This window comes from Marinobacter sp. (assembly GCF_041687235.1).
In the GTDB taxonomy this organism is placed as follows: Bacteria; Pseudomonadota; Gammaproteobacteria; order Pseudomonadales; family Oleiphilaceae; genus Marinobacter.
In genome coordinates this window covers 351,537-369,206 of the sequence record NZ_JAWLCH010000003.1, presented here as the reverse complement: position 1 = coordinate 369,206, position 17,670 = coordinate 351,537, and the positions used below count along the sequence as shown (strand labels likewise).

General features: G+C 56.4%; 23 protein-coding genes and 1 pseudogene. 14 read left to right on the top strand and 10 right to left on the bottom strand.

What is annotated here, in order from left to right:
- Positions 1-141: 141 nt before the first annotated feature.
- The 6 genes and pseudogenes from ACESMK_RS07190 to ACESMK_RS07165 form a co-directional block, all read left to right on the top strand.
- Positions 142-237: pseudogene (locus ACESMK_RS07190) on the top strand (hypothetical protein); the annotation flags it as partial.
- A 177-nt stretch (positions 238-414) separates the two neighbouring features.
- Positions 415-795, top strand: coding sequence for a DUF6152 family protein (locus ACESMK_RS07185; RefSeq protein ID WP_372996697.1), 381 nt, complete (start codon positions 415-417; stop codon positions 793-795).
- An 8-nt stretch (positions 796-803) separates the two neighbouring features.
- Positions 804-1,289, top strand: coding sequence for a hypothetical protein (locus ACESMK_RS07180; RefSeq protein ID WP_372996695.1), 486 nt, complete (start codon positions 804-806; stop codon positions 1,287-1,289).
- Between the two features lie 259 nt (positions 1,290-1,548).
- Positions 1,549-1,851: a hypothetical protein gene (locus tag ACESMK_RS07175; RefSeq protein ID WP_372996693.1), complete on the top strand. Its 303-nt coding sequence runs from the start codon at positions 1,549-1,551 to the stop codon at positions 1,849-1,851.
- A 49-nt stretch (positions 1,852-1,900) separates the two neighbouring features.
- Positions 1,901-2,365 carry an AtaL-like protein gene (locus tag ACESMK_RS07170; RefSeq protein ID WP_372996691.1) on the top strand — a complete coding sequence of 155 codons (465 nt, stop codon included), beginning with the start codon at positions 1,901-1,903 and terminating at the stop codon, positions 2,363-2,365.
- A 55-nt stretch (positions 2,366-2,420) separates the two neighbouring features.
- The gene (locus ACESMK_RS07165; protein WP_372996689.1) at positions 2,421-3,278 is read left to right on the top strand and encodes an ion transporter; all 858 of its coding nucleotides are present in this window, start codon (positions 2,421-2,423) and stop codon (positions 3,276-3,278) included.
- Positions 3,279-3,312: 34 nt separating this feature from the next.
- On the opposite strand, the gene ACESMK_RS07160 is transcribed toward ACESMK_RS07165, so the two are convergent.
- A complete protein-coding gene (locus tag ACESMK_RS07160) occupies positions 3,313-3,516 on the bottom strand; it encodes a DUF3185 family protein (RefSeq protein ID WP_372996687.1) in 204 nt (67 codons plus the stop codon).
- Positions 3,517-3,618: 102 nt separating this feature from the next.
- Positions 3,619-3,822 (bottom strand): hypothetical protein, encoded by a 204-nt coding sequence (locus tag ACESMK_RS07155; RefSeq protein WP_372996685.1) that lies wholly within the window; start codon positions 3,820-3,822, stop codon positions 3,619-3,621.
- Between the two features lie 133 nt (positions 3,823-3,955).
- Between ACESMK_RS07155 and ACESMK_RS07150 the strand changes: the two genes are divergently transcribed.
- Positions 3,956-4,447, top strand: coding sequence for a hypothetical protein (locus tag ACESMK_RS07150; RefSeq protein WP_372996683.1), 492 nt, complete (start codon positions 3,956-3,958; stop codon positions 4,445-4,447).
- 87 nt (positions 4,448-4,534) lie between these two features.
- Entirely contained in the window at positions 4,535-4,693 is a 159-nt protein-coding gene (locus ACESMK_RS07145; RefSeq protein ID WP_372996681.1) for a hypothetical protein, read from the top strand.
- A 79-nt stretch (positions 4,694-4,772) separates the two neighbouring features.
- Here the strand turns inward: ACESMK_RS07145 and ACESMK_RS07140 are convergent, their stop codons facing one another.
- Together ACESMK_RS07140 and ACESMK_RS07135 are read right to left on the bottom strand one after the other, a co-directional pair.
- Positions 4,773-5,441, bottom strand: a complete 669-nt coding sequence (locus tag ACESMK_RS07140) for a glutathione S-transferase family protein (protein WP_372996679.1) — start codon at positions 5,439-5,441, stop codon at positions 4,773-4,775.
- A 90-nt stretch (positions 5,442-5,531) separates the two neighbouring features.
- The gene (locus ACESMK_RS07135; protein ID WP_372996677.1) at positions 5,532-6,425 is read right to left on the bottom strand and encodes a patatin-like phospholipase family protein; all 894 of its coding nucleotides are present in this window, start codon (positions 6,423-6,425) and stop codon (positions 5,532-5,534) included.
- A gap of 192 nt (positions 6,426-6,617) precedes the next feature.
- Here ACESMK_RS07135 and ACESMK_RS07130 point away from each other — a divergent pair, with 192 nt between their 5' ends.
- Together ACESMK_RS07130 and ACESMK_RS07125 are read left to right on the top strand one after the other, a co-directional pair.
- Positions 6,618-8,210 (top strand): BCCT family transporter, encoded by a 1,593-nt coding sequence (locus ACESMK_RS07130; RefSeq protein WP_372996675.1) that lies wholly within the window; start codon positions 6,618-6,620, stop codon positions 8,208-8,210.
- Positions 8,211-8,332: 122 nt separating this feature from the next.
- The gene (locus ACESMK_RS07125; RefSeq protein WP_372996673.1) at positions 8,333-8,788 is read left to right on the top strand and encodes a GatB/YqeY domain-containing protein; all 456 of its coding nucleotides are present in this window, start codon (positions 8,333-8,335) and stop codon (positions 8,786-8,788) included.
- A 41-nt stretch (positions 8,789-8,829) separates the two neighbouring features.
- Here ACESMK_RS07125 and ACESMK_RS07120 read toward each other — a convergent pair whose 3' ends face one another.
- Complete coding sequence (locus ACESMK_RS07120) at positions 8,830-9,702, bottom strand: hypothetical protein (protein WP_372996671.1); 873 nt, start codon at positions 9,700-9,702, stop codon at positions 8,830-8,832.
- Positions 9,703-9,793: 91 nt separating this feature from the next.
- Between ACESMK_RS07120 and ACESMK_RS07115 the strand changes: the two genes are divergently transcribed.
- The 3 genes from ACESMK_RS07115 (at position 9,794) to ACESMK_RS07105 (ending at position 11,958) form a co-directional block, all read left to right on the top strand.
- Positions 9,794-10,489, top strand: coding sequence for a VWA domain-containing protein (locus ACESMK_RS07115; RefSeq protein WP_372996669.1), 696 nt, complete (start codon positions 9,794-9,796; stop codon positions 10,487-10,489).
- A 46-nt stretch (positions 10,490-10,535) separates the two neighbouring features.
- Complete coding sequence (locus tag ACESMK_RS07110) at positions 10,536-11,255, top strand: DnaJ domain-containing protein (RefSeq protein WP_372996667.1); 720 nt, start codon at positions 10,536-10,538, stop codon at positions 11,253-11,255.
- Positions 11,256-11,439: 184 nt separating this feature from the next.
- The gene (locus ACESMK_RS07105; RefSeq protein WP_372996665.1) at positions 11,440-11,958 is read left to right on the top strand and encodes a class I SAM-dependent methyltransferase; all 519 of its coding nucleotides are present in this window, start codon (positions 11,440-11,442) and stop codon (positions 11,956-11,958) included.
- 25 nt (positions 11,959-11,983) lie between these two features.
- Here ACESMK_RS07105 and ACESMK_RS07100 read toward each other — a convergent pair whose 3' ends face one another.
- The 4 genes from ACESMK_RS07100 to ACESMK_RS07085 form a co-directional block, all read right to left on the bottom strand.
- Positions 11,984-13,882 carry a PHA/PHB synthase family protein gene (locus ACESMK_RS07100; RefSeq protein ID WP_372996663.1) on the bottom strand — a complete coding sequence of 633 codons (1,899 nt, stop codon included), beginning with the start codon at positions 13,880-13,882 and terminating at the stop codon, positions 11,984-11,986.
- Positions 13,883-13,905: 23 nt separating this feature from the next.
- On the bottom strand, positions 13,906-14,649 hold the full coding sequence (gene fabG / locus ACESMK_RS07095; RefSeq protein ID WP_372996661.1) for a 3-oxoacyl-[acyl-carrier-protein] reductase: 744 nt from the start codon (positions 14,647-14,649) through the stop codon (positions 13,906-13,908).
- A 108-nt stretch (positions 14,650-14,757) separates the two neighbouring features.
- On the bottom strand, positions 14,758-16,032 hold the full coding sequence (locus ACESMK_RS07090; RefSeq protein ID WP_372996659.1) for a polyhydroxyalkanoate depolymerase: 1,275 nt from the start codon (positions 16,030-16,032) through the stop codon (positions 14,758-14,760).
- On the bottom strand, positions 15,972-16,301 hold the full coding sequence (locus ACESMK_RS07085; protein WP_372996657.1) for a 2OG-Fe(II) oxygenase: 330 nt from the start codon (positions 16,299-16,301) through the stop codon (positions 15,972-15,974). Before ACESMK_RS07085 ends, ACESMK_RS07090 begins: the two co-directional genes overlap by 61 nt.
- A gap of 173 nt (positions 16,302-16,474) precedes the next feature.
- Here ACESMK_RS07085 and ACESMK_RS07080 point away from each other — a divergent pair, with 173 nt between their 5' ends.
- Positions 16,475-16,954, top strand: coding sequence for an NADAR family protein (locus tag ACESMK_RS07080; protein WP_372996655.1), 480 nt, complete (start codon positions 16,475-16,477; stop codon positions 16,952-16,954).
- A 40-nt stretch (positions 16,955-16,994) separates the two neighbouring features.
- On the opposite strand, the gene tenA is transcribed toward ACESMK_RS07080, so the two are convergent.
- Positions 16,995-17,663: a thiaminase II gene (gene tenA / locus ACESMK_RS07075; protein ID WP_372996653.1), complete on the bottom strand. Its 669-nt coding sequence runs from the start codon at positions 17,661-17,663 to the stop codon at positions 16,995-16,997.
- Positions 17,664-17,670 lie beyond the last annotated feature (7 nt).

The following is a 17,670-nucleotide window of genomic DNA, read 5'->3' as shown; positions in this document are numbered from 1 at the left end:
CATGTCAGGAAGGCAATTCGAAACAGTCCTGTTGCCGGGGTTGAATTTACGGGCCTTCCCACGCATGTCTATGGTACGAAGCATTCACAGTGCGCCATTGTCTCCAGATGATTTTCAAAACAGCGGATCGAGGGCTAGTCGCTGGATAAGGAAGCAATGGCCGCCATCGATGACATTCTGACTCGGTGCATTGAGGACCCTGTCGGGCCCGAGTTCATGGCGCCACCGACTCGGTGAGTTTCGGGCATGGCCGGGTTCTTTGTTGCAGTCGATGAACTGACTGCAGAGAGCCCGGTAGCCTGCATCTCTGGCGTATCTGTCCTAGTCTGTAGTAATGGCAATGTCGTACATTTCTCCGGGCATTGAACGGTGTGTGAGCCATTGCCCCGAAATATCACGATAAGAGGATTGGATATGCCTCAGCTTCGTTTTACCTACCTGATGTGTTCTGCTGTAATTGCTGCTTTTCTCACTGCCTCTGCCGCGCAGGCCCATCACGGTTGGGCGTGGGCGACCGACGAGGAGTTTGAAATCACCGGTGTCATCCAGTCTGTGCGCCTTGGCAACCCCCATGGCGAAGTTACCCTGAGCGTGGATGGCGAGGCCTGGACTGTGGAAGTGGGTCAGCCCTGGCGTAACGATCGTGTCGGGCTCACCAAAGAGATGTTGAGCGAGGGTCGGGAGATTACCGTACACGGTCATCGCTCTGCGAAAGAACGCGAACGGCTGGTCAAGGCTGAGCGGGTTGTGATTGACGGCAAGGACTACGATTTGTATCCGGGCCGTAAGTCCTGATCCCGGGGATGATTGAGCAAGCGCTGGTTTCCATCGAAAATCTCGCCTTTGTCTCAGCTCTACGCAACTCGACGTACATGTACCCGTTGGTCAATGCCGGGCATATTCTCGGTGTTGCTCTGCTGGTTGGGGGCATTGTGCCGCTCGATCTGCGTTTGCTTGGGCTCTGGCGCAGGTATCCCGTGATGGTGTTTGTCGATGTGCTTCGAATGACAGCCGCGACTGGTTTGGGGCTGGCGGTGGTTTGCGGCGCGTTGTTATTTGCCACCGCGGCCGCAGACTACGCCGGCTCAACGCTGTTTCAGGCGAAGATCACGCTGGTCTTGGTGGGGGTGTCGAACGCGTTGATTCTGGCGCAGGTGGTGAAGCGCCGGGCTATCCGGAGCCTTCCGATGGAGGCTCCCATGCCTCCAGCCTTAAGGGGAGGGGCCGTGTTGTCTCTGGCAGTCTGGATCAGTGTTCTGATTCTTGGCAGGCTGTTGGGGTACTTCTGATCTTGAGCTTGCGTCCATTGGACGGGCTCCCATCTATCGTTTCGGCGTCATTTTCAGCAACTCTTTGCCGTCGCTTTCCGCCGTTCTGAAGATCAGCGCGACGGACGCTCTGGCGAATCGGCGCCGAAACGGTATTTTTTGAGCGCGCAAATGGCCTACCCACGATTTCGAGCTCACGAAAGTCTATCCTTTGGTAGTTGAGGGTGTAGTTAAACACATCCTTCACAGGCCAGACGCAACATTGAGATGGGAGAGTGTAATGCAGTTTGTGATCGGTGGGATTTTCGTGCTGATAGTCGCGTTTCTGGTCTGGCGAAGTAAAAAGAATACCGACCCTGTAGATCAGGCCTGTGCTTCGGAAATAGGCGCACTGTTCAAATCAAGCCGGGATCCCGCGCCTCAGGCCATAGCCGATATTTTTGTGAAACATAATATTCCCCGTTCGCAATGCCCGAGGGTGGGGCGAATGGTGATCGCGCAACTGAACAAAAACGGGCTGGAACCAGACGATTCAAGGATCGCGATGATTAAGGTCCGGGAAGCTTACACGCGGGTTCCGTAGTAGCCAAAGGGCTGGCACAGTGTTGTTTAAGCACCCGACAGGAGGCCAGATGACGTTCGAGCACATCGTTCAGATAAACGATCTCACCAAACCAGAGCTTCCGGTCCTGACCCGGTTCCAGGTGTGGGAGGGGCTGGTGCTCAGGGCCCGGCGCCCGGATAAGTTCCTCGTTGGTGTTGACGATTACGAGATTCTGGATCAGGGCCCTGCTTATCTGAAGCGCAGCCTTCAGCTGCCTGGGCTGCAGGTAATCGATGAGGTCACCTTTTGGCACGAGGCGAGGATAGAGTATCGGACTCAGCCAACGGCCGCACTTCCGGCCGCAACGCTTGTTATGGATATCGAAGAGCCTGAACCGGCATCGCTTTTTGTTCGCTTCCGGTATGAAACAGCGAGCATCGAGAACTGCGGTGATTCGATGCCCTATGATCAGTATCTCCACGAGGCCTATGTGGCCACAGACGTGGAAACCATTCAGATCATCCGGCAGCTGGCGGAGACGGGTGTGTTCTGAGGTTAGGTGATAGAACATGGGACAGACAAAGATTGCAGGCAGAGGGAGAGCTTAGTTGGGAACAATAAAACCGGGTGGCCTGGGGATCAAAACGCGCCTGTTTCAGGTCATTTTTGAGTCAGATACCCGATTGGGGAAGGCTTTTGATGTTGTTCTGGCGTTGCTGATATTTCTCAGCGTGGGGATTGTTCTCCTGGACAGTGTGCCGGAATATCACGCTCGCTTCGGTGACCTTTTTTATGCGCTGGAATGGGGTGTCACTCTGTTGTTCACTCTTGAGTTGGCCCTGCGCATCTATTGCCTCGAAAAACCAAAGCTTTACCTCAAAGGCTTTTACGGCGTTATCGACGTTCTGGCCATTATGCCTACCTGGCTGGCGCTGTTGTTCCCGGGCGCGCAGACCCTTGTGGTTGTTCGTCTTCTGCGGACCCTGCGTCTGTTCAGGGTGCTGGAAATGATGACGGTAGTTGGTGAGGGCCGTTTGCTGATGGACGCCCTGATTCGAAGCCGGCACCAGATCCTGCTTTTTCTCTTCACAGTGCTGATGCTGGTGACCATCTTCTCTTCGTTGCTCTACCTCATTGAGCCAACTGAGGCTGGCTTTACCAGCATTCCTAAATCCATTTACTGGGGAATCGTGACACTGACGACAGTGGGGTATGGCGATATAACGCCGGTGACCGCCTGGGGACAGTTCATTTCCATGATGATCATGTTGACGGGCTACTCAATAATCGCACTTCCCGTGGGTGTTTTTTCCGCGGAAGTGATTCGAGCCCTTCGAGCGGAACGTTACTCTGATGAAGCCTGCCCGGGATGTGGAAAACATCGCCATGAAAAAGACGCAAGATATTGTAAATACTGTGGTACCTGGCTTGACGAAGAGACCCCCGAACCAGGCAGCTCCGGGTGATGCCTCTTTGACGGGCGATGAAGCCGAAACAACCCTACTTTTTGAAGAAGGCCAAAAAAGCGCCCGCAGCCGTCGCAGCGGCACCGCCAATCAGATACCACATGGTTTCGTCGCTAAAGCGACCGGTGACAGTCTCGGACAGCTGGTCCCCGATAGACTGTGTTGACTGGTAACCGAAAAAAAGCAGTCCAATGCCGACCACCAACAGTACGATACCGACCAGTTTCGAGCTTCCCATTGAATTCTCCTTATAGTGGGCGCTGTCTTTTGAACATGGCACGCAACTGGTGGATGCGCAACTGTCAGGTGTGTTTGTGAAAAGACAGTAACCGGGTATTCATTAAATCTCGATAAATCGCGGTACCAGCATCAACCCGATGCCTACTGCCAACATCTCCCACGCACTGCTTGCTAGATACGGGTACAGAATCATTGCAATTCCGCAATAACGGGCCACGATGTTCTGTTTGCGCCGGCCATACATGAAGTATCCGAAACCAATGCAGCCGAAAAGTAGCGCCAGGACGATGTCAGCGGTTTCCATTCGGTGAAGTCCTCCGGTAAGTTTGCACGTATAGACTGATTATTAGAGCCCGAAAGTCAGGAGCAAGCAAAAGTCGGGACCGATCGATTTTCTATTGAATTTCTAAATTATGATTCTGAGGAGGTACCAAACTGTGAGATTCCCATTTCGATTTCGGGCCGGCGCCCTGCTGTTGGCTCTGGTGATGCCGCTGGCGCAGGGTCAGGCTGCGGAGGATGACGGCGAAGCAACCGTAGAGTCATTGCAACAGGAGGTGCAGAGGCTCAATGACGAGTTGGCGGATTTCACCACGGAGCGGCGGGATCGATTGATGACGGATGTTGAGGAAGTTCTTGACGCTATTGATGGCCGTATCGCGACGCTGGAAACTCGCCTGCAGGACGACTGGGAGTCTGCCGACCGAGTTGCCCGGGTTCAGGCGCAGACCGCGCTGGCGTCCCTGCGTCGCGAGCGTTCACGGGTGGCGGAATGGTATCAGCGCATGGAAGACAGCGCTGACTTTACCTGGGAATCCATGAAGGATGGCTTTAACGATGCCTTCGACGAACTCTCAGACGCCTGGCAGGATGCAGAGCAAAATGTCCGCAAGGCCCGCGAGAAAACCGGAACCGATGAGTCCGATTGATGGCATCTCCAAACAATTTTTTCCTGGTTGGGATATGATGGTCGTTTGTTGTTGGCGAATAAGCCAACAATTAACCAGGAGAATGTCATGAGCAAGAAACCCGAAAAAGCGACGTTAACGTCTGCCGCGATTGAGGAACAGACCGCTGCTTTTCTGAAATCAGGCGGGTCCGTTGAGTACGTGGGTAAGGGTAAAACCGGACAGGTTGCCTATCAGGGATCCAAGCAGATTAACCTGAAAAAGTAACCGGGCAGTAGACACAGGCCCGGTTCTTAAGGGGCTTTAACGGGTGGGGAGCAACGTCCACAACCTGTCCGTTTCTAACTCAGGCAAAGTCGTAGTCACCGCCTTTCTCCAGCGCCTTCTGAAAAGCCGGTCTGGCGTGAACCCGTTGCACCCAGCCGGTGATATGAGGGCGGTTTCCGCCGACGATACCTCTGGCTACCGAGGCTTCCAGCGGAAAGCTCATCTGGATATCCGCGGCGCTCAGGTTGTCGCCGAGAAACCAGGTGTTCTTCGCCAGGTGGTCTTCCACAAAATCCAGGTGGGTTTTGATCATCGGGCCGATGAAGATCTCGTTGGTCTTGTCGGAAATACCTTTGGCCACGGGCTTGATAAAGAACGGCATCGGGCTGGTTTTGACCTTTTCAAATACCAGCCGCATCACCAGCGGCGGCATCAGGGAGCCCTCGGCGTAATGCAGCCAGTAGGTGTAGTCGAGCCAGGCCTGGCCGCCGCTTTCGGGCAGCATAGTGTCTTTGCCGTACGTGTGGGCCAGGTATTCGATAATCGCGCCGGACTCGGCCACCACCAGATCGCCGTCGGTGATTACCGGGGATTTGCCCAGCGGGTGTACCTTTTTCAGGCTTTCCGGTGCCAGCATGGTTTTGGGATCACGTTGGTAGTGCTTGATCTCGTAGGGCACCCCCAGTTCTTCCAGCATCCAGAGAACGCGTTGTGAGCGGGAATTGTTGAGGTGGTGGACTGTAATCATGCGCAAGCTCCGTTCGCGTAGGAAAATGATCGGGTGTGAAGAGTAGTCTCTGAACCGGGTTTTGGTTCACATGGATTTGTGATGGAGTCGTTAATTCCGGTTACGGACAGCAAATCCGTGGCGCTTCAGTTCCTTGAGAATCTCGGGCACTTTGAAAGGCATTAGTGTCCGGGTTGTTTTCAGAAGGCTGATAGCGAGATTCATCCGCTTGTACCAGAGCACCCGCCGAATCTTTTTCTTCATGGGGTGATAGCCTTCCAGATAGAGCTCTTCCACACGGTCTGCGTTGTTGGTGAGGCTATAGCCGCTCAGGTCCAGCGGTACTGCTATGTCGGCGTTCCTGAGCTGTTTTCGGGTGTTGAAATCGATGCCAATGTTGATGGCGTTGGTGATGACATCGAAGGTGTTTTCCGGTTTCGGATACCGGCTCACGTGGCTCAGGTCAATGGCCACGGTAATTCCGGCGCCCATTTCCGCCAGGGGCGAAATCGGCACATTTTCAACCAGACCGCCGTCCACCAGAATCCGGCCGTCGATCTCCACCGGCACGAACAGGCCAGGTACGGCCATGGACGCACAGACCGCCTCCGCCAGGTTTCCCTCCCTGAATATCAGTTGCTCGCCGGTTTCGATATCGGTTGCGCAGATCGCCAGGGGAATCCTGGCATCCTCGATCCGTACATCCCCCAGATCCCGGTGGATCATCTCTCGAATGGCATTGGTGCTGAATAGGCCGCCGCGCTCGAAGGTAAAGTTGATGATTTTCGACAGGTTCAGGGTTGAGCAGATGGACAGGATGGATTCTGCCGGCCGGCCGAAGGCGTAATAGCTGGCGATAAGTGCCCCGGCACTGGTGCCGGAAATGCAGTGAATCTTGATGTGTTCTTCTTCGAAGGCTTTCAGGGCGCCGATGTGGGCAATGCCCTTCGCAGCACCGCCACCCAGGGCCAGGCCGATACGGGTGTTGAAGGGATTGAGTTTCATGAACATGAGCCTGCAGGTGTATCCGGGAGCAAGGTAGTGGCCCAGTCTAACAGAGTTCGTGGGGCTTTAAGGCCCGCTTTCCGGGACGGCGTTGGAAATTTTAATTCTTAGAGTTCAAAATATTGGCGTAGCACTTAAGGAGGTAAATTTTCCAACAGACTGCCGGGTTATGCAGTCATAGGAGTCCTCACATTGGGTGACGTCATCAAAGATGATTATCAGACCGACTACGTGGCTGGTCAGGATAATATCGAGAAGTTCGGATTTGATATCCACAACATCGTTTTTCCACTGACCGCCTTCCTGATCGTTGCGTTCGTTGTCGGAACACTCATTTTTCCATCGGGTGCAAAGGAATTGCTTGATAGCGCCAAAGATGGTGCGATCGCTATTTTCGACTGGGGCTTTCTCCTCAGCGCAAACCTGTTTGTCCTTTTCTGCCTGGCGTTGATTTTCATGCCGGTGGGCAAGATCCGGATTGGCGGTGTTGATGCCAAGCCTGAATTTTCGCTGCTGTCCTGGTTTGCCATGCTGTTTGCCGCCGGCATGGGTACCGGCCTGATGTTCTGGTCGGTTGCCGAGCCTGTGGCCTACTACACCGACTGGTATGGAACTCCACTGGGTGTCGAGCCGAACACTGAAGAGGGGGCCCGCCTGGCGATGGGCGCGACGATGTACCACTGGGGCCTGCACCCCTGGGCGATTTACGCGATTGTCGGGCTGTCACTGTCTTTCTTTGCCTTTAACAAGGGCCTGCCGTTAACCATCCGCTCTGCTTTTTTTCCAATTCTCGGGGACAGGGTCTGGGGCTGGCCCGGTAATGTTATCGATACGGTGTCCGTTCTGGCGACGATTTTTGGTCTGGCGACCTCGCTCGGTTTTGGCGCCCAGCAGGCAGCATCGGGTATCTCCTACCTGTTCGACATTGAGGGAGGTCTGAACACCCAGGTGGGTGTGATTGTGGGTGTCACTGCCGTTGCAACCTTCTCCGTGATTCGGGGCATTCACGGCGGTGTGCGGATTTTGAGTAACGCCAACATGATAATGGCGGGATTGCTGCTCCTCTTTGTCATGTTCGCCGGGCCCACGCTCGCTGTTTTTCAGTGGCTTTGGGATACATCGGTGTCTTACGCGTCGAACATGTTTGCACTCAGTAATCCGTTCGGTCGCGACGAAGACACCACCTGGTTCCATGGCTGGACGGTATTCTACTGGGCCTGGTGGATTTCCTGGTCGCCGTTCGTGGGTATGTTTATCGCCCGGGTTTCCCATGGCCGCACCGTGCGCGAATTTGTCACTGCGGTGCTGATTATCCCGACGATTATCACCCTGTTCTGGATGAGCGCCTTTGGCGGGGGTGCACTTCACCAGGTGCAGAACGACATTGGCGTGCTGGCCTCTGAGGGGCTCACCGAGGTATCGCTGGCCATGTTCCAGGCACTTGAGAATATTTCACTGTCGGGGATTACCTCGTTTATCGGGATCACACTGGTGTTGACCTTTTTCGTGACCTCCTCGGATTCAGGTTCACTGGTGATCGACAGCATCACCTCAGGTGGCAAGACCGACGCCCCGAAAGCTCAGCGGATTTTCTGGGCGGTCATTGAAGGCTCCATTGCCGGCGTGCTGCTCTTTGTGGGCGGAGAGGAAGCGCTGAGCGCCTTGCAGGCAGGTGCCCTGAGTGTGGGGCTGCCCTTTACTCTGGTGCTGTTGGTCATGATGTACAGCCTGTTCAAAGGCCTGCATCATGAACGCCGTTTGCTGATCGCTGAGGGTAAGATGTAAACGGCAGACTGATTGCCGCAGTACTTTCAGTGATGTCAAAGGCCCCTCACCGAGGGGCCTTTGTATTTTTCGGGTTCCGTCCCCATAAAGCAGATAACAGCCCTAACAAGAGGAGATCAGCAATGACGGCACCAACCCTGAAGGAACAATTGAGCAACGCGGTGAAAGAGGCCATGCGGAACAAGGATAAAACCCGGCTCGTTACCCTGCGCATGGCCCAGTCTGCGGTGAAACAGATCGAAATTGATGAACGCCGCGAGCTCAACGATGAGGATGTCCTGAAGGTGCTGGACAAGATGCTCAAACAGCGCCGTGATGCCGCCAGCCAGTACGATGACGCCGGTCGTGAAGAGCTGGGCGATAAAGAGCGTGCCGAAATGGTGATCATTGAAGAGTTCATGCCTGCGGCCCTGAGTGAGGATGATCTGGACGGTTTGATCCGGATGGCGATCAGTTCAACCGACGCCCAGGGTATGCAGGACATGGGTAAGGTGATGAACGAGCTGAAGCCCCAGGTGCTTGGCCGGGTTGATATGCAGCATCTGAGCAAGAAGGTCCGGGCTGCGCTGGCGGGCTGAGCACTGACGGTAACGCCTGCTCGCGGGCGTTAATGGCCAGTTTACCAATCGAGCCTGAGGCTGCCGAAGAGGGCATCGCCCAGGCTCAGATTCGCGGTGCCCGTGTCCAGGTCCTCATACCGGACACGGGTATCCACGCTGGCGCCGATGCCAACAACCACTGCCGGCCAGGATCCTCTCCCCTCATGAATCCGGTACGTCAGTTCTGTCCTCCACTCCTGTAAATAGAGCGCGCTTTCAACTTCCCTGGCCTTATCCAGCGTGGCCCAGCGATCCCCGTTTCGCTCCGTTCGGAATTCCCACAGCTGTCCGGGGCTTTGCCATTGCAGTAATACCGGCAGGTCTACCAACCACTGTCCGTGTTCATCGCTTTGTTGCCAGCGTACCCTGGGAAGCCAGCGGAAAGAGCCGAAGCGATGGTCGCCACCGATGCCTAGGCTGACGTCGCTGGTCTCATCGAGGGCCCGGAACAGGGCGAGGCGGCCGTTTACTACGTCACTGTGGATGTCCTGATACTTGAACATGTTGGAGGTGCCGGCAACGCCGGCCCGGGCTTCCAGGCGGTAAAGCTGGTGCTGCCATTCACCACCGAAGGTCAGCCTGTGGAGGTGTCCGTTGTGCGCCGGGTCGCCGGTACGGATGCGAAGAGGCTGGTAATCGTAATCGATACCGAACGAGCTGGCAGCACCCTGTTTCTGCCAGCCCAGTCCGCGCTGCGAGCGGGTCAACTCGTTGGCAGAGGGCAGATTCACCGGCCAATCGTAAGGCTGCCAGTGGCGATAGAGCAGGTAAACATTGGTTGAAGCCTGCGCTACGGGTGGTGGCGCGATAACAGCGGAAAGAAACAGCGCCGGAAGCGCAAGCCGGAATCCGGCCAAACTCCTGATTCGATACCAACGCCCTGTGTTCACCATGCGTTGCCTCTTGCCAAGCCTGTGAATTGCGCGGTCTATGCCCTACTATTTTAGCGTTAGATTCTTCAGCCGCCGGGATTTTCAGAAGCCTATGTCCGACAAAGAGCTACGCACCCGATCCGACAAACAGGCGATTGATCAGTTTATCAACGAGGTTCGCACGCTGCCGAAAGAGGGTGGCGGGCAGGGCCGGCTGATTTTCGCGCTGGATGCCACCGCAAGCCGCGAAGCGACCTGGGATCAGGCCTGCCACTTGCAGAGTGAGCTGTTCATGGCCACCCGCGATCTGGGTGGGCTGTCCATTCAGCTTTGTTATTACCGGGGCTTTGGTGAGTTCAAGGCGACGAAATTTGTTACCGGGACAGGCCAACTGCTGGATCTTATGAATGGCGTTTCCTGCCTGGGCGGCCGCACCCAGATTAGCCGGGTGTTGGCGCATGCTCTGAAAGAAACCCGCGAAAAGCCGGTCAAGGCGGTAGTGTTTATTGGAGATTGCTGTGAGGAGCCGGTGGATGCGTTGTGTCACACTGCTGGCGAGTTGGGTATGTTGCGAACGCCAGTGTTTATGTTTCACGAGGGCAACGATGCCCACGCCAGAGCGGTCTTTCAGCAGGTAAGTAAGCTGTCTGGAGGCGCCTATGCGCCCTTCGATCGCAACAGTCCTCAGGTTCTGAGGGATCTTATGGCGGCGGTTGCGGTCTATGCTTCCGGGGGAGCCAAAGCCCTTGAGGACTTTTCCAGCCGCAGCTCCCCGGAAGTGAAGCGCCTGACCAAGCAGATCCGATAGCGCTTGTCGTCATCCACTGGTGGGCCAGTGAGCCCGGGGTATTTGAGTGCCATTAACGCTTGTTGCCATTGTTGTCGCGGTTGTTGCCTGGATCTGGTTGCGTAACCAGCCGGCCAGCCAGCGCAATGCCGCCATTCTCAAGCTCGCTCTGCTCGCCGGTATCGGGGTAGTGGTTTTACTGGCCGCGACCGGCCGTCTGCATTTCCTGTTCGCTGGCTTGGCCTTTCTGTATCCGCTTTTGCGTCGATTATTGCCCTCCCTGTTGCGCGGAGGTATTGGCGGCATGGCTGGCGGCGCTGGTGCCAAATCCGGCAACCAATCCCATGTGTCCAGCGACATTCTGGAGATGAGCCTGGACCATGATTCGGGAACCATGAGTGGCACGGTTATCAAAGGCCCCATGGAAGGCCGAGATCTGGCGGATCTGAGCGAGAGCGAGTTCCTCGAATTGCTGAGATACTGCCGGGAGCAGGATGCGGATTCTGCCCGGCTTCTGGAGACCTACCTTGACCGCCGGTTCGGTGATTCCTGGCGTGCAGATGACAAGACCGGCGCTGATGGCGGCGAATCCGGCGAGCGCGGCGATGCCAGTGGTCCTCTGACCGAGAGCGAAGCTCTGGACATCCTCGGTCTGGAACCCGGCGCCAACCGGGAGGAGATCATCAAGGCCCATCGCCGGATGATGCAGAAACTGCATCCCGATCATGGCGGCAGCAACTACCTTGCTGCCCGGATTAATGAGGCCAAGGAGTGCTTGTTGGGCTGACGACCGTTTCTGCTTCCGTCTTCTTCAAGCCGTGTGTTCGGAGCTCACTGCTATACTTGATAAAAATCCAGGCTTGCAGGTAGGGAGTGCTATGGGAGAGGAACGCGAGGGCCCTAAGTACAATTCAAATCGCAGAACGAGTCCTGCGGCCTTCTTTCGTGGATTCCTGAGGGAGCCCCGTCAGGTGGGTTCGGTTATCCCCAGTTCGCGATTCCTGGAGCAACGGATCGTTGAGGCGTCCAACCTTTCTGCCGCCAGGCGGGTAGTGGAACTGGGGCCGGGCACCGGTGGGACAACCCGAACATTTCTGAGGCATCTTGGCCAGGACGCGCGCCTGCTCTCGATTGAATTGAGTCCCTTCTTCCACGAACTGCTTGGTGACATTGCAGACCCCCGCTTTATTAACCATTTGGGGAGCGCAGAGGATCTTGGCGAAATTCTGGCGTTGCACCAGATGGGCCCGCCGGACGTGGTGATCTCTGGTATTCCCTTTTCAAAAATGCCGGAAGCGGTTGCCACCCGGGTGGCCCAGTCGGTGAAGGACAGCCTGACCGAGGGTGGGCGCTTCATTGCCTACCAATTTCGCCGTGATGTTGCGAGTATCACCGAGCCGATCATGGGAACGGCAACCAGCAGCACACTGGAGATCCGGAATATTCCGCCAATGAGAGTGTACAGGTGGTGCAAGAGTGGGGGCGGCTGAGCGCCCCGCTCGTTTCTCGGGCGCTTTACTGCGTGACTTTCTCCGGTGATGGGACTTTCTGGCTATCAGAAGCCGATTTCCTTCGTGACGTTTGCCGTGGCTTCCGTACTGCCGGGGTCGGAGGTGCCGGCTCGTTGCGCAAGTAAGCCCCCGGTGCGGGCTCGATCACGGGCAGATTGCCCTCTCCCGGGACTCGTGCCTTCACTTCGCCACCACCGAACTGTTCTGCCCAAGCCACCCAGTCGGGCCACCAGGAGCCTTCAAACTGCTCGGCGCCTTTCAGCCATTCCTCGGGATCCTGCGGGTTTTCGTTGTTCAGACGATAGCCATACTTCTTCTTCTCAGGTGGATTGATGATGCCAGCGATATGTCCTGAACCGCCGAGCACAAAACGCAGTGGCCCGCCCAGGGTGCGTGCCCCCCTGTAGCAGGAAACCCAGGGCGCGATGTGATCTTCAATAGCGGATGCGAAGTAGCTCGGAATCTTCACCTTTCTCAAGTCGATCGGCGTGCCCGCCAGGGTAATGCCACCGGGTTCACGCAGCCGGTTGTTCAGGTACATATTGCGCAGGTAAAAACTGTGCATGGCCGCTGGCATGCGGGTAGCGTCCGAGTTCCAGTACAGCAGGTCAAAGGGGGCCGTATCGCGGCCGAGAAGGTAGTTGTTGACGAAAAACGACCATATCAGGCTGTTTGCCCGCAGCATGTTGAAGGCCGTTGCCATAGAGGCACCCTCAAGATAGCCCTGTTTGTGCATGGCCTTCTCGATGTTGGCGATCGAGTCCTCGTCGATGAAGACTGCCAGATCTCCTACGTCTGAAAAATCCATCATGCTGTTGAGAAACGTTGCGCTTTTTACGCGATCATCCCCGCGAGCGGCCAGCCAGGCCAGAGTGCAACCGAGCAGGGTTCCGCCAATACAGTATCCGACGGTGTTGATTTCTCGCTCACCCGTCGCCTGCTCAATGGCATCCATGGCGGCGATCGGACCTTCGAGCATGTAATCCTCAAAGCTCTTATGCGCCAGCTCTGGCCCGGGATTTACCCAGGAAACCACAAACACGGTGTGCCCCTGTTCCACCCAATAACGAATGAAGGATTTTTTCTCGCCAAGATCGAGGATGTAGTACTTGTTGATCCAGGGCGGTATCACCAGCAAAGGCCGGCGATGAACGGTCTCAGTGGTCGGCCGGTATTGGATGAGTTGCATCAGATCGTTCTGGAACACCACGTCGCCGGGTGTGTTGGCCAGATTATCGCCCACCTCAAAGGCGTCCGGGTCGGACATGCGGAAAGGCATCGGGCCTTTCCCCTCGTCCAGATCACGCAGCAGGTTCGCCAGGCCTCGCAGCAGGTTCTTGCCCCGTGTCTTGACGGTTGTGCGCAACACTTCCGGATTGCTCAGAATGAAGTTGCTCGGGGCGAGGGCGTCGGTCATCTGGCTGGTAAAAAAACGGACTTTGCGCTTATTTTGATCGTCCAGATCTCTGACATCGTCAATGGTGTCCATCACCCAGCGAGTTGACAGTAAATAGGCCTGCTTGACGGCGTTGAAGGCTATGACGTCGTTCCATGCCTGGTCCCGGAAGCGGCCATCACCAGGTTCCGGTTCGGCTACGGCCAGTGGTTTCTTGCCGATAGTGCTGGTCAACAGGCCAGACCAGAACCGCGTGGTGTCTCTGACCAGACGCATCTGCGCGAAAACAAGGGTGTCCGGCTGGGTGGCCAACTTGCTGGTCATCGTGACAAACGGTTTTGTCATGCTTGCAATGCTGGCGGGGTTTGGCGGGCCACCGCGTAAACGCCGCATGATAGAGCGCTTGAGCAGGTGCCCGCCATGCACGCTCGCTCGTACCAGTGAGCGGCTTACCACGTCGGGTTCGAAGTCAGGCGTTGATTGCTTTTTTATTGGTTTATCAGCCATTTTTCGCCTCTGCCTTTCGCGTGTTACATGTAAACGCCACCATTCACGTTGATCTGCTGGCCGGTGATGTAATCCCCTTCAGCTGCCAGGAAAACAACGGCGCGGGCAATTTCCTCCGGTTTGCCAAACCGGCCCATCGGCACCCGGGCAATGATCTGTTCGCGGATGTTCTCGGGGACCTGAGCCAGCATTTCGGTTTCGGTGAAGCCCGGGGCGATGGCATTGACTGTAATGTTGTGCTTGGCCATTTCCAGTGCCAGGGTCTTGGTAAACGCAATAATGCCGCCCTTGCTGGCCGCATAGTTGGCTTGCCCGAAGTTACCGGCCTGCCCGACGAAAGACGTAATGTTGATGATGCGGCCGTACTTCTGGTCCATCATGATCTTCAACACTTCCGAGCAGGTGGCGTAGACGCTGCCGAGGTTGGTATCCAGGACGTCGTTCCAATCGTCGTCGGTAAGCTTCTTCATGGACTTGTCTTTGGTGATGCCCGCGTTATTCACCAGGATATCTACGCGGCCCCACTTTTCTTGAACCTGACGGACCAGGCTCCGTGCTTCCGGCATCTTTGAGAGGTCTGCTTTGAAGGCAAGGGCCCGGACGCCGGTCGCCTCGATTTCCCTGGCAACTTCGTCGCCTTCAGGCTGACGGGAGCGGTAATTGATCGCGACATCGGCGCCGCGCTGGGCAAGTTGAAGTGCGATATGACGACCGATGCCCCGTGAGGCGCCGGTTACGAGGGCGACCTTGCCCTTGAGGTCTTGCATGACATGCTCCCTGGAGCGGTAGCTCGCTCTGAGTGTTATTCCTTATTATTGATAACCTCATTCAAGCTAGCAGAGCTCCTGAGATGCGACAAGAAAATGTGATGCCTGTCACGCTTCGCGGATGAATGTTTTTAGCCGGGGCGCAATGGATTCGCGCCATTGACTGCCGTTGAAGACACCGTAATGGCCAACACCCTTTTGCAGATGGTGCAGACGCCTCGCGTCCGGAATATTCACGCACAGGTCATGGGCGGCCCGGGTTTGCCCGGGGCTGGAGATATCGTCTTTCTCGCCCTCAATCGTCATCAGTGCGGTTGTCTCGATAGCGGCCGGATTCACTTTTCGGCCGCGATGCATGAAGCAACCCCGGGCAAGATGAAATTCCTGGAAGACACGCTGGATAGTGTCCAGGTAATAAGTGGCCGGCAGATCCATGACGGCAAGGTACTCGTCGTAGAACTCACGATGACGCCTGATCTTCTCGACTTCCTTGTCACGCATGGACTTGAAGAGCCCCCGGTAGGCGTCAACGTGTCGGTCGAAGTTCATGTTCACGAAGCCGGTCAGTTGCAGAAATCCGGGATACACTTTCCGCATGGCTCCCGGGTAAGGCGCCGGGACCGGGTGAACCAGGTTGCGCCGGAACCAGGCCAGATTGTGTTTGGTGGCCAGTTCACACGGCGCTGTGGGATCAATACGCCCGTCGATGGGGCCGCTCATGAGAGCCAGTGAGCGCGGCGTTGCCGGATTCTTATCCTCGGCCATGATGGCAGTAGCTGCCAGCACCGGCACGACGGGCTGGCACACTGCCAATACGTGGGTGTCTGGCCCGAGCTGTTCGATAAAATCGATAACGTAGTCGATGTAGTCGTCGAGCCCAAAATCGCCAGCGGACAGAGGGACCCGGCAGGCATCGCGCCAGTCGGTGATGTAGACATCATGGTCTGGCAACATTTCCTTTACGGTACCCCGCAGCAGCGAGGCAAAGTGCCCCGATAAGGGCGCAACGATCAGGAGCTTCGGGTCATCGGGCCGCGATACACTGCGCTGGAAATGCTTGAGCTGGGCAAAGGGTTTTCGCTGGATGATGACTTCACTAACGTCGACCTGCTCGCCATCGCACACTGTCGAGTGAAGATTGAAGGCGGGTTTCGGGTAGCGCCGGGTCAAGTCGCCAAATACGCCATAGGCGGACGCTATACTCCGGGCGCCCGGCAAGCGGGAGAGAGGGCTTAGGGGGTGCCGGAGCAGTTTACTCTGTGCGTCTGTCATCATGCGCAAGGGCATCAGCGCAGCGCGGCTCATTTCATGGGCAAAATACATCATGGCACTGTCCTGCTTGGGTTGTGGAGTCCGGAAGTCAACGCAAAGCTCAGTAGCCATCGATTTCCGCGCTCGATCTTTGATACCCGATGCTGATAGAGATCCGGGCGAAACAGGTACACTCTCCCGAAAAGGTTGAAAATGTTCTTCTCGCAGATGAACTCACCGCCTGCCTTGGGCTTGGCCAGAACACAATTGAGTTTGTAAAGCCGGCCCTCGGACACCATGTCCACGTGCGGCCCTACCTTATGGCCCTCTGGATACCGGACCAGGTATATATTCAGGCGTCTGGAGTGAAACAGGATCCGGGTTTTTACGTTTGCAGGCATCGTAGAAGTGCTCGCTCTCGCAGAGTCTCTGAATCCAGTGTGCGCGGTCTGCAGCGCACGGTCAATTGTGCTCGGTGCGCTTCGATGTGCAAAGATAGTAGTGAAGAGTCGACGCATCGTAATGGTATTGTCCAGCACCGTGGCCACTGAAACGTTTCCAAAGGATTTTAATCATGTCTCTTTTCCCCGACGACAACGGCGAGAACGATCTGTTCATGTCACGAACCGACCCGGAAAACCCGCTAGGCACCCATGCCCCCTACAGTTTTGAGCTGGAAGGCAAAGTCTGGCCAACCGTGGAACACTATTTCCAGGGCATGAAGTTCACCGACGACAACCGCCAGGAAAAGGTGCGTAACGCCGATACGCCCGGCAAGGCAGGAAAGCTTGGGCGCAAGCGCCACAAGAGCCTGCGGAGGGACTGGAAGCAGGTGCGCGAAACCGTTATGACACGGGGGATCTACGTGCGCTGCCGCACCCATCCCGAGCTGGCAGAGGCTCTGCTGGATACCGGCGATACGAAAATCGTTGAAAACAGCAATTTCGATTATTTCTGGGGCTGTGGTCGGGACCGGCGGGGCGAAAACCGTTATGGGAAAGTGTTGATGAACGTGCGGGCCAAGTTGCGGGAGGAGCAGGCAGCGCGGGATTGAACTTCAACCTGCGCGCCACCTGCCACACCCGTAGTGCAGGTTAATCGCTCTGCTTCAGGCCCATTTCCCAGAAATCGATTTCAAGCCGGGTGGCGTCGCTGAAAATCCGGGTTAGTTCCTTGAAGCGGGCAGGGGAGACATCGGCCAGTCGCTCGTTGAGCCAGCCAATCTCGGCTCGCATCGCCTCCTGGAACTCGTCGCTCTCGTACATGGCGATCCAGGCATCGTAGGGGTTGTTCTCACCCCGAATCGTTTCCGCCCGGCCGTTGAGCCAGTTGGCGATTTCCCCGTAGCCCACCATGCAAGGCGACAGGGCGACGTGCAGATCCAGCAGATCGCCCCGGTTGCCGGTGTCGAGAACGTAGCGGGTATAGGCGAGCGTGGCGCGGGCTTCCGGCAGGTTGGCCAGCTCCTGTTCGGAAATGCCCCATTCCTTGCAGTAGCTGATGTGCAGATCCAGCTCTACATCCACGATGGCCTGCAAACCTTCCTTGGCCTGGCGAAGGTCCGACAGCGTCGGGCTTTTGTAGGCGGCGAGGGCGAAGGCTCGGGCGAACTGGATCAGGAACAGGTAGTCCTGTTTGAGGTAGTGCTGAAACGCCTCGGGCGCCAATGACGCATTACCCAGTTGCTGTACAAAGCTGTGCTCGATGTAGGCCTGCCATTCCGTCTGGCAGCTCTTTTTCAGGTCTTCGAACTGATAAGGCATGCTTTCT

Bases quoted from the DNA above. Each gene is read 5' to 3' on its own strand.
- ACESMK_RS07185 (WP_372996697.1), top strand. From the start codon at position 415: ATGCCTCAGCTTCGTTTTACCTACCTGATGTGTTCTGCTGTAATTGCT.
- ACESMK_RS07180 (WP_372996695.1), top strand. From the start codon at position 804: ATGATTGAGCAAGCGCTGGTTTCCATCGAAAATCTCGCCTTTGTCTCA.
- ACESMK_RS07175 (WP_372996693.1), top strand. From the start codon at position 1,549: ATGCAGTTTGTGATCGGTGGGATTTTCGTGCTGATAGTCGCGTTTCTG.
- ACESMK_RS07170 (WP_372996691.1), top strand. From the start codon at position 1,901: ATGACGTTCGAGCACATCGTTCAGATAAACGATCTCACCAAACCAGAG.
- ACESMK_RS07160 (WP_372996687.1), bottom strand. From the start codon at position 3,516: ATGGGAAGCTCGAAACTGGTCGGTATCGTACTGTTGGTGGTCGGCATT.
- ACESMK_RS07155 (WP_372996685.1), bottom strand. From the start codon at position 3,822: ATGGAAACCGCTGACATCGTCCTGGCGCTACTTTTCGGCTGCATTGGT.
- ACESMK_RS07145 (WP_372996681.1), top strand. From the start codon at position 4,535: ATGAGCAAGAAACCCGAAAAAGCGACGTTAACGTCTGCCGCGATTGAG.
- ACESMK_RS07140 (WP_372996679.1), bottom strand. From the start codon at position 5,441: ATGATTACAGTCCACCACCTCAACAATTCCCGCTCACAACGCGTTCTC.
- ACESMK_RS07135 (WP_372996677.1), bottom strand. From the start codon at position 6,425: ATGAAACTCAATCCCTTCAACACCCGTATCGGCCTGGCCCTGGGTGGC.
- ACESMK_RS07125 (WP_372996673.1), top strand. From the start codon at position 8,333: ATGACGGCACCAACCCTGAAGGAACAATTGAGCAACGCGGTGAAAGAG.
- ACESMK_RS07120 (WP_372996671.1), bottom strand. From the start codon at position 9,702: ATGGTGAACACAGGGCGTTGGTATCGAATCAGGAGTTTGGCCGGATTC.
- ACESMK_RS07115 (WP_372996669.1), top strand. From the start codon at position 9,794: ATGTCCGACAAAGAGCTACGCACCCGATCCGACAAACAGGCGATTGAT.
- ACESMK_RS07100 (WP_372996663.1), bottom strand. From the start codon at position 13,882: ATGGCTGATAAACCAATAAAAAAGCAATCAACGCCTGACTTCGAACCC.
- fabG (WP_372996661.1), bottom strand. From the start codon at position 14,649: ATGCAAGACCTCAAGGGCAAGGTCGCCCTCGTAACCGGCGCCTCACGG.
- ACESMK_RS07090 (WP_372996659.1), bottom strand. From the start codon at position 16,032: ATGGCTACTGAGCTTTGCGTTGACTTCCGGACTCCACAACCCAAGCAG.
- ACESMK_RS07085 (WP_372996657.1), bottom strand. From the start codon at position 16,301: ATGCCTGCAAACGTAAAAACCCGGATCCTGTTTCACTCCAGACGCCTG.
- ACESMK_RS07080 (WP_372996655.1), top strand. From the start codon at position 16,475: ATGTCTCTTTTCCCCGACGACAACGGCGAGAACGATCTGTTCATGTCA.
- tenA (WP_372996653.1), bottom strand. From the start codon at position 17,663: ATGCCTTATCAGTTCGAAGACCTGAAAAAGAGCTGCCAGACGGAATGG.